This window comes from Geofilum sp. OHC36d9 (assembly GCF_052400685.1).
GTDB lineage: Bacteria > Bacteroidota > Bacteroidia > Bacteroidales > Marinilabiliaceae > CAZHHH01.
Map to the genome: position 1 here is coordinate 62,078 of NZ_JBQTGJ010000015.1, position 8,348 is coordinate 70,425.

The 8,348-nt window shown below is 38.0% G+C and carries 7 protein-coding genes; 4 read left to right on the forward strand and 3 right to left on the reverse strand.

The genetic code is table 11. From position 1 onward, the window contains the following. The first annotated feature begins 208 nt into the window (after positions 1-208). The 4 genes from ACT3CD_RS13475 (at position 209) to ACT3CD_RS13490 (ending at position 5,049) form a co-directional block, all read left to right on the forward strand. Positions 209-1,537, forward strand: a complete 1,329-nt coding sequence (locus ACT3CD_RS13475; protein ID WP_444646163.1) for a SpoIID/LytB domain-containing protein — start codon at positions 209-211, stop codon at positions 1,535-1,537. Positions 1,538-1,762: 225 nt separating this feature from the next. Then, positions 1,763-3,043 (forward strand): MFS transporter, encoded by a 1,281-nt coding sequence (locus tag ACT3CD_RS13480; protein ID WP_444646164.1) that lies wholly within the window; start codon positions 1,763-1,765, stop codon positions 3,041-3,043. Between the two features lie 167 nt (positions 3,044-3,210). Further along, positions 3,211-4,386, forward strand: a complete 1,176-nt coding sequence (locus ACT3CD_RS13485) for an exo-beta-N-acetylmuramidase NamZ family protein (protein ID WP_444646165.1) — start codon at positions 3,211-3,213, stop codon at positions 4,384-4,386. A 144-nt stretch (positions 4,387-4,530) separates the two neighbouring features. Further along, complete coding sequence (locus ACT3CD_RS13490; RefSeq protein WP_444646166.1) at positions 4,531-5,049, forward strand: hypothetical protein; 519 nt, start codon at positions 4,531-4,533, stop codon at positions 5,047-5,049. A gap of 242 nt (positions 5,050-5,291) precedes the next feature. On the opposite strand, the gene ACT3CD_RS13495 is transcribed toward ACT3CD_RS13490, so the two are convergent. The 3 genes from ACT3CD_RS13495 to ACT3CD_RS13505 all read right to left on the reverse strand — a co-directional run. Beyond that, positions 5,292-5,540, reverse strand: a complete 249-nt coding sequence (locus ACT3CD_RS13495; RefSeq protein ID WP_444646167.1) for a hypothetical protein — start codon at positions 5,538-5,540, stop codon at positions 5,292-5,294. 460 nt (positions 5,541-6,000) lie between these two features. Then, positions 6,001-7,755, reverse strand: a complete 1,755-nt coding sequence (locus ACT3CD_RS13500) for a CotH kinase family protein (RefSeq protein ID WP_444646168.1) — start codon at positions 7,753-7,755, stop codon at positions 6,001-6,003. A gap of 351 nt (positions 7,756-8,106) precedes the next feature. After that, the coding region (locus ACT3CD_RS13505) for a hypothetical protein (protein WP_444646169.1) at positions 8,107-8,348 on the reverse strand (242 nt) is incomplete at its 5' end.

Below are 8,348 nucleotides of genomic sequence, written 5' to 3' on the forward strand. Positions count from 1 at the left end.
AAGTAAACTCCTTGATTTTTATGACTTGGCAAGCCTTGAATTTGAACTTTATATTTCAAACATTTAGTTTATGGACAGACTCTAATTAGAGTTTGGCTGTAAAGTCCAACTTCCGCGTTACGCTTGCTCTCAAAATGGTCATTTACTGAAGTAAACTCACATTTTTAGAGCTACACAAGCCTTGAATTTGATTTTTAAACATAAAATTATGCAGCCAGATATATCCATCGGAATATTAAATGCGCGGGTCATTTCATTCAAATTAAATGGCACCTATATTCATCGCAAAAGTAACAAACGAATAGAGGGGATTTATCGTGCTTCGCTTCAGGGAACTGACCTGAAGCTTGAAAGTGAACAGTCTGAAATAGTGACCCAATTGCCATTTATTTTGGAACCTGAATGTTATGATACCGCATCACTTGATATTTATGACGTTGTTATTGGCAAAAAATTTCATTGGCAACGCACGGAAAAACAGTCGTTTAAAGGCTCTTTGAAACTGATATTTGAGGAAGCTCAGCTGACGGCAGTAAATTTGTTGCCGTTGGAAGATTATCTTCTTAGTGTTATTTCATCAGAGATGAGTGCAACTTCGTCTGTAGAGCTGTTGAAAGCACATGCTGTTATTTCGCGGAGCTGGCTGCTGGCGCAAATTCAAAAAGGCGAAACGGTGAAACATGAGGGTGACTATTTAACCGGTTACGACACCGATTCGGAACACGTTAAATGGTACGACCGCGAAGATCATTTGTATTATGATGTATGCGCCGACGATCATTGCCAGCGTTACCAGGGTATCACAAAAGCCTCCACGGCACAGGTAGCAGATGCGGTTGAAGCAACCATGGGGCAGGTGCTCACCTACGATGGACGGATTTGCGACGCCCGTTTCAGCAAATGTTGCGGAGGTGTCACCGAACAATTTGAAAATGTGTGGGAGCCTGTGAAACATCCCTATCTTATTTGTTTAAGGGATAGTGACGAAAAAGAAGCCTTGCCCGACCTCACTGTAGAAGCCAACGCCGAAAAATGGATTAAGTCGTCGCCGGTGGCCTTTTGTAATACCAATGATGCCAAAATATTGTCGCAGGTTCTTAACGATTACGACCGCGAAACAAGTGATTTTTACCGTTGGAAGGTTGTTTATAGTCAGCCCCGGATACAAACACTTCTGAAAGATAAAGCCGGATTACAGCTGGGGGATATCCTAAGGATGAGTGCCGTTGAGCGTGGAAGTTCCGGGCGCATCATCCTGCTAAAAATTGAAGGATCCGAAGGCACTCAGATTATAGGAAAAGAGTTGGAAATCAGAAAGGCATTGTCTGATTCGCATCTTTATAGTTCTGCATTTGTTGTTGAGACTTCAGATTTTAAGAATGGAGTTCCGCAAACGTTTACAATAACGGGTGCCGGTTGGGGACACGGCGTGGGGCTGTGCCAAATAGGGGCAGCCGTTATGAGTGCACGTGGCTACTCTTATCAGGAAGTTTTATTTCATTATTTTAGAGGCGCCGAATTGAAAGCGATGTATTGAGATCTAAAACCACTCATAGACCTTTACCGACCAGTACCTGAAATTGGGGGATGACAAAATATTGGAGCTTTGTTATTTAATGTTTCCGTAAGTGTCTTGTCCAGTTTATAGTTATATAATTAATCGTATCGATTATATGAAACGAGCATGAGAGTAATCTTTTACACTGGTGAATGATTATTCCGGCGAGTTCCATATGGCAACTGAAAGACAAATTATAAACAGATGAAAGAAAATCATATTAAATCAGGCTGGGCATGGATTCCATCTCTCTATTTTGCCGAAGGGCTTCCGTATGTAATTGTGATGACTGTTGCTGTAATAATGTACAAGCGCCTTGGCCTGTCGAATACAAACATTGCGCTTTACACCAGTTGGTTATATATTCCATGGGTTATAAAACCATTTTGGAGTCCAACGGTTGATCTACTAAAAACCAAACGATGGTGGATTGTGACGATGCAGCTTGTGATAGGGGCAGGGCTGGCCGGCGTTGCGTTTACCATTCCGACAACTCATTTTATTCAATATACATTGGCGTTTTTTTGGTTGATGGCATTCAGTTCGGCTACGCACGACATTGCAGCCGATGGTTTTTATATGTTGGGTTTGACCGATGGTGATCAGGCTTATTTTGTTGGTATCCGAAGCACTTTTTATCGTGTCGCCATGATTTCGGGTCAGGGGTTATTGGTCATAGTTGCCGGTTATTTTGAGAATCTTACAGGTAACATTGCACAGGCCTGGAGCATCACCTTTTGGGGTATCACAATTTTGTTTCTGTTACTTTGCCTGTTTCATAAAATGATTTTGCCGCATCCGCCGGCCGACCAGCAGGGCTCCATTGCCAACGGGAAGCAACTATTTATAGAATTTATAAGAACATTTGAGTCGTATTATAAAAAGCCTCATTTTTGGCCCGCTTTGGCATTCATGTTATTTTTTAGAATGGGTGAAGCACAACTGGTCAAGCTGGCCTCACCATTTATGCTCGACGCAACCGTGAAAGGCGGTTTGGGACTTACAACATCGCAAGTAGGACTTATTTACGGGACGATTGGCATAATCGCACTAACGCTGGGAGGCATTGCAGGTGGAGTTTTGACGTCCAGACATGGTCTGCGTCGTTGGATTTTCACTATGGCTATCGCCATGAATTTACCTAACGTAGTATATGTATTTTTGGCTTGGTTTACCCCCGGAAATATCTGGCTTATCAGCAGTGCGGTAGCCGTTGAACAATTTGGTTATGGTTTTGGATTTACGGCTTATCTTTTATTTTTAATTTATTTTTCGGATGGAAAACATAAAACCGCACATTATGCTATTTCAACAGGAATAATGGCCATAGGTATGATGTTGCCAGGTATGATATCCGGGTGGATACAAGAATCTATCGGTTATCTGAATTTCTTTATATGGGTTTTGCTTTGCACCATTCCCGGTTTTGTTATCATCAGGTATTTAAGCATAAATCCAACCTTTGGAATTAAAAGAAAATCATGAAATACGAGAGAAGAACAATTATAGCGATAGCTTAAACTCCTGACTTAATTGACAGGCAAAAAATATCATGTAGAATGATGAAACGAGCCATGAGAATTGATTCACACACAGAAGTATGATTATTCCGGCGAGTTCCATATGACCACTGAGAGACAAATTATAAACATATGAAAAATTCAATAACACTATTATTTTGTTTTTTGATGATAACAGCTTGCACCAATGCCGGGAAGGCATCGGATGACGCGACGATGATTCGCACAGGGGCTGAGCAAATGGATCAATGGTTACCCCTGCTGAAGGGAAGGAAAATTGCATTATTGGTCAATCACACTTCTTTGGTTGATGGGGTTCATTTATTGGATACACTCGTTAAGCGAGAGGTTGATATTGACCGTGTTTTTGTCCCGGAACATGGTTTCAGAGGGGATGCAGATGCCGGTGAGCATATTGAGGACAGCAAAGACGCGCAAACAGGATTGCCCATTATTTCGCTTTATGGCAGTAACAAAAAGCCAACAGAAGAACAATTAGAAGGTCTTGATATTGTTATTTTCGATATACAGGATGTGGGCGTCAGGTTTTATACCTATATCTCGACTTTACACTATATGATGGAGGCCTGTGCCGAAAATAATGTTGCCATGATCGTTCTTGATCGCCCTAATCCCAATGGTGATTATATTGACGGACCGGTACTTCAAAAAGGATTTGAATCGTTTATCGGTATGCACCCTATACCTTTGGTTCATGGTCTGACCGTTGGCGAACTGGCAGAGATGATTAATGGAGAAGGCTGGCTTAAAGATGGCATTAAGTGCTCACTCAGCGTAATTCCGGTTAAAAATTATACCAAAGATTTAGTTTATGAAATTCCGGTAGCGCCTTCGCCAAATTTACCCAACTATTTATCTGTACGCCTGTATCCTTCGCTTTGTTTGTTTGAGGCCACAGAGGTTAGTATTGGTCGTGGTACTTTATTTCCGTTTCAGGTGATTGGTTATCCCGACACGACTTTTGGCGATTTTTCGTTTACCCCGGTTAGTATAAAAGGTATGGCCAAATCACCGCTTCAGGAAGGGAATATTTGTTATGGCGAAGATTTGCGAAATCTGAATGCCGGCCAGCAGCGATTTAGCCTTAGCTATTTCATTAAATATTATCAGCTTTCGGGTTATGATAAAAATTTTATTTCCAGGAAGCGATGGTTTAACCTTTTGGTTGGCAATGACTTGTTGATTCGTCAAATAGAGGAAGGAATGAGTGAACAGTCGATACGAGCCAGCTGGAAAAAGGAATTAGAAACGTATGATGAGATGCGCCAAAAGTATTTGAAATACTGATTGTTAGTAATTTTTTTATGTGTGCGAAGGAGGTTGTTCATAAGGTAAAAAGTGTTATTCGTCAAAAAAAAGTTGACAATGCAATGATCCATTTCTATATTTGCCCCAGACAAACATTTTAGGACTACATTTAAATTTTGAGGGATGAGATATGTTGGGTTAATTGCATTATTGTTGCTTTGTTGCATACATATTAAAAGTCAGGATACTGTTGCTTTTTTTCCAAATCCGTTGAAAACACTTACTCTGAAAGCAACAGAGTTAAAAGTTTCTCCTCGCTTTGATGCGTTGGATATAGATACACTGGCAAGCGGAACCGAAATAGTTTTGCTTCAGTTTCTTGATAACTATTGGCTCTGCCAAACGCAATCGGGGCCTGGTTATGTATCAGATCAAAGTATCAAACGAAATGTTAAGATTAATAAAAAGCGGAAAGAGGAATTGAGTAATCAGGTTAGTACCGAATATGGGGCTTTTATTTCCAAACGAATATTGCAAAATAAAGTTTGTATAGGAATGACCCAACGTATGGCTCAACTTAGCCTTGGCGAACCCATTGAAATTGTAAGAGAAAAAGAAAATCATGGCATCTCTGAACGATGGGTTTATAATAACAAAGAGTTGTTTTTTGAAAATGGAGCTTTAGCGGTTTGGAAAGATTAGAATTTTGCTACACTGAAAATTGAACGTTTGAGGGGTCGGTTAAAGCACAATTTTAAAGCGAATAATAATTATAATGGTGCCTGTTTTTTTTTAGACAGGCACCATTTATTTGTTGTCCTAACGGTTGCTTTATTGTGAAGCTTCTATGCCATTTTAATGATTTGAAAGACATAACGTTGGTTGCAGTATTTTGATATTTCAGTAAAAATTTGGTTGTTTTAAGTGATTGATAACCAATTTGTTTATTTATTCCCGGAAACGACCAAATTGTACCGCATGCCAATTTCTTCTACTGATAATGGGCTGTTTGGCAATAAATCGGGTGGGCAGACACCGAATTCTTTATTTGACAGAAATCTTTTACACATAGTATATCTGGCGTAACCTGCTTCGCAATATTGCCGTTTGTATGAATTAGCAGTCATTTCTTTGCCAGATAGTATGCCATTAAAAATGGGGCATTTGGGGGTGTTTGGACAAGCATTTTTCATAACAATAAATATTTATTATATAAATATAACAAAATGGTTATTTTCGGAATGCGATATTTTTATAAAATTGACGAAAGGTTAAAAAATGTTGATTAATGGAGCTTCTCTGATGATGAAAATCATGTATTGAAGTTGTAAGTAGTTTATATATAGAAATATAGACATAAATGACTATAGGGGCTTGTTTTTTACACCTAAAACGAGCCATGGGAATTTCTTCACACATAGTAGGATGATTCATTCAGGTGAGTTCCATGTAGCCTTAACAAACAAATTATAAGCAGCTGAAATAGATTATGTGCGTGTAGCTGTTTTAATATATGCAGTTTGCAGTTTATACATTTTTTGCATCATACTTGCTCGCAAAATAGTTGTTTACGGGAGTAAATTCATGTTTTTTTAGCTTCGGAAGCCTAAAAAATGAGCTTTATTTATTTATCCTCGGAGTTTTTGGCAAGCACTACTTATTAATAATCAGTTTCTCAACTTTTCTATCTCCATTTTTGAAATCGGCAACTATTACATAAACCCCGTTCTTGAAATTTGAAATATCAATTTTACCGTTGCATTTGTTGGCGGCACAAATAACAGACTGTTGTCCTGAAATGTCGAATATGGATATTTTTTCAATCAAACTGTTGTCGTTGTTAACACTGTAAAAAACATAATTATTTGCCGGATTGGGAAATATTTTAAATTCAAAGTTATCGATGGTTTTATATTGGTTGATATTTGTAATCAGCAGCGGGTTATTAAAAATTTTGTCTAAATATATCAATCTGTTTTTAAGCCATTCGTTGGTATATTGAATATTATTATAATCAAAGAATTCACAGTTTTGCCATGCCATTAATTCTCTTTCATATACACCGTTTCTATTTAAGTAGTTGAATTGTGCATTAAAACGGCCTATAATATTTTCCAAAGTAATAGCGTTGGTTCTTAATTCGTTCCATCTAAGTTTCAGTTTTTCGAGAAAGCCATTATTTGAGTTATCCAATATGAGTCGTTTGTATAACCCGTTTGTCAGTATATCGTTGAAAGTATTGTCTTTTGTTCCATTCCATATTATACCGAAGGTGCCATCCAAATCCCAGGGGATGTAGAAATATGGTTCGTTGCTATTATATCTGGCGATAAATATATTTTTTCCAGTATTATCGGTTGCTCTTAACAGATTAAGAAAAATGAAATAATCGACGGCGTTGATTATATTGAATTTATCGGGATAGCTATTGTAAAAAGAGATGCTATCTTCATTTATCACAAAATCGACTAATTGATATATGTTTTCCCAGTTAATATTCTCGTCGGGGTACTCATATTCCAGTCCCGCCCAAATTTTCATCGAGTTATTGTATTGTGGTAAACTGGAAAATGTAGAAGCGCCCCAACTAACGCCTTTGTATAGTTCTCCTTTGATTTGGTCATTTTTGAATTTTTTTAATTTGAGTTGTTTTCGATCAACTCTTTCACTTACGGCATATACACCCTGGTAACTTTTATTTACAAACAGCTCAACATACATTTGATTGACACCATTTATGGCATCTGGCTCATCGTTGGCGTAATAGAGGGTATTTATATCTTGCCATAACTGATAATTAATTTTGCTACGCAGTCTAAGAGGTTCGTTATACATGGCCTGTAGATTCCAGTCGTCATCATTTCTCATTCCCAGCAGACTCACATCCATGGTTTCGTTACCCATGTTGTCTTCCCAAAATTCGATTCGGAAAGATTTTTTTGGTAACGATTGCGTCCATGCGCCTCGATATTCAATACCTATTGCATTTTCGATAAAACTGCCATCGGTTTCAGTCATCGAGAAGTGAGCCAATACCCTGGGTTCGTCGACGATGGTGTTCCGGGAATTGATGTTTATTATTGGCAGTTCGGTAAAATATAAGTTGTAGGTTACATTTTGAGCGTCAGTTACTTTATATGCTTTACCAGTTTTGAATTGCGGCACTGGGGAGATAAAGGAATAGCTGATATTGTTTGAGACTATTTTTGTTTTTGATTCAGGGACCAAAGAATTCAGGTTTTCAGGTTTTTTATTTATCAATATCAACTTCTTACTTGCATCGATATTGAAATAGATTGTGTCGATATTTACTGAGCCATTTTGCGAATAAACCACAACGTGTACAAAACTCAGAAATAAGAGCGGTAATGTTATTTTTTTTATCATTTGGGCAGTTACTATTTTCATGGCAATGCAAGATTTGGTTTAAGGTCGATTGGAAAAATTTTTTGATAAAGTGGATTTGGTTGTGATGTTAGTTGGTGAAAAATGAAAGTCGTTGCTGTTTATGATCGAGGCATTTGAGTTGGTATTTGAATTAATTTGATCGGTTATAAAGATATAAAAACAGTTTACAGATATTATTGTTTTAGTGCGTTTATGGCGTGAGTTGCAGATGCCGTTGTTTTTTTTAGTGGTTTGGTATATGACATAATAAAACTGTTTTATTTGATTTTTTTGTTGATGTATTTGAGTAGCGCTGCGTCCTGATTCAGCTTTACGTTTGTTTTTGAAATGGTTGTTGATACCAGATACCATTTATTTATTGAACTGTATAAGCCTTGAATCTTTGCTTTTCAGCTTAGCGGTAAGGCCTGGAATTTTACCGACGGCTGTTCCAATTTTTCGGTTGTCAGTTCCAATTTTTCGGTTGCTTGTTCCAACTATTCGGTTGTCAGTTCCAATTTCGCGGTTGCTTGTTCTAATTTTTCGGTTGTCAGTTCCAATTTTTCGGTTGCTTGTTCCAACTATTCGGTTGTCAGTTCCAATTTCGCGGTTGC

Excerpts from the sequence above, each read along its gene's own strand:
- ACT3CD_RS13490 (WP_444646166.1), top strand. The coding sequence starts at position 4,531 with ATGAGATATGTTGGGTTAATTGCATTATTGTTGCTTTGTTGCATACAT.
- ACT3CD_RS13480 (WP_444646164.1), top strand. The coding sequence starts at position 1,763 with ATGAAAGAAAATCATATTAAATCAGGCTGGGCATGGATTCCATCTCTC.
- ACT3CD_RS13485 (WP_444646165.1), top strand. The coding sequence starts at position 3,211 with ATGAAAAATTCAATAACACTATTATTTTGTTTTTTGATGATAACAGCT.
- ACT3CD_RS13495 (WP_444646167.1), bottom strand. The coding sequence starts at position 5,540 with ATGAAAAATGCTTGTCCAAACACCCCCAAATGCCCCATTTTTAATGGC.
- ACT3CD_RS13475 (WP_444646163.1), top strand. The coding sequence starts at position 209 with ATGCAGCCAGATATATCCATCGGAATATTAAATGCGCGGGTCATTTCA.
- ACT3CD_RS13500 (WP_444646168.1), bottom strand. The coding sequence starts at position 7,755 with ATGAAAATAGTAACTGCCCAAATGATAAAAAAAATAACATTACCGCTC.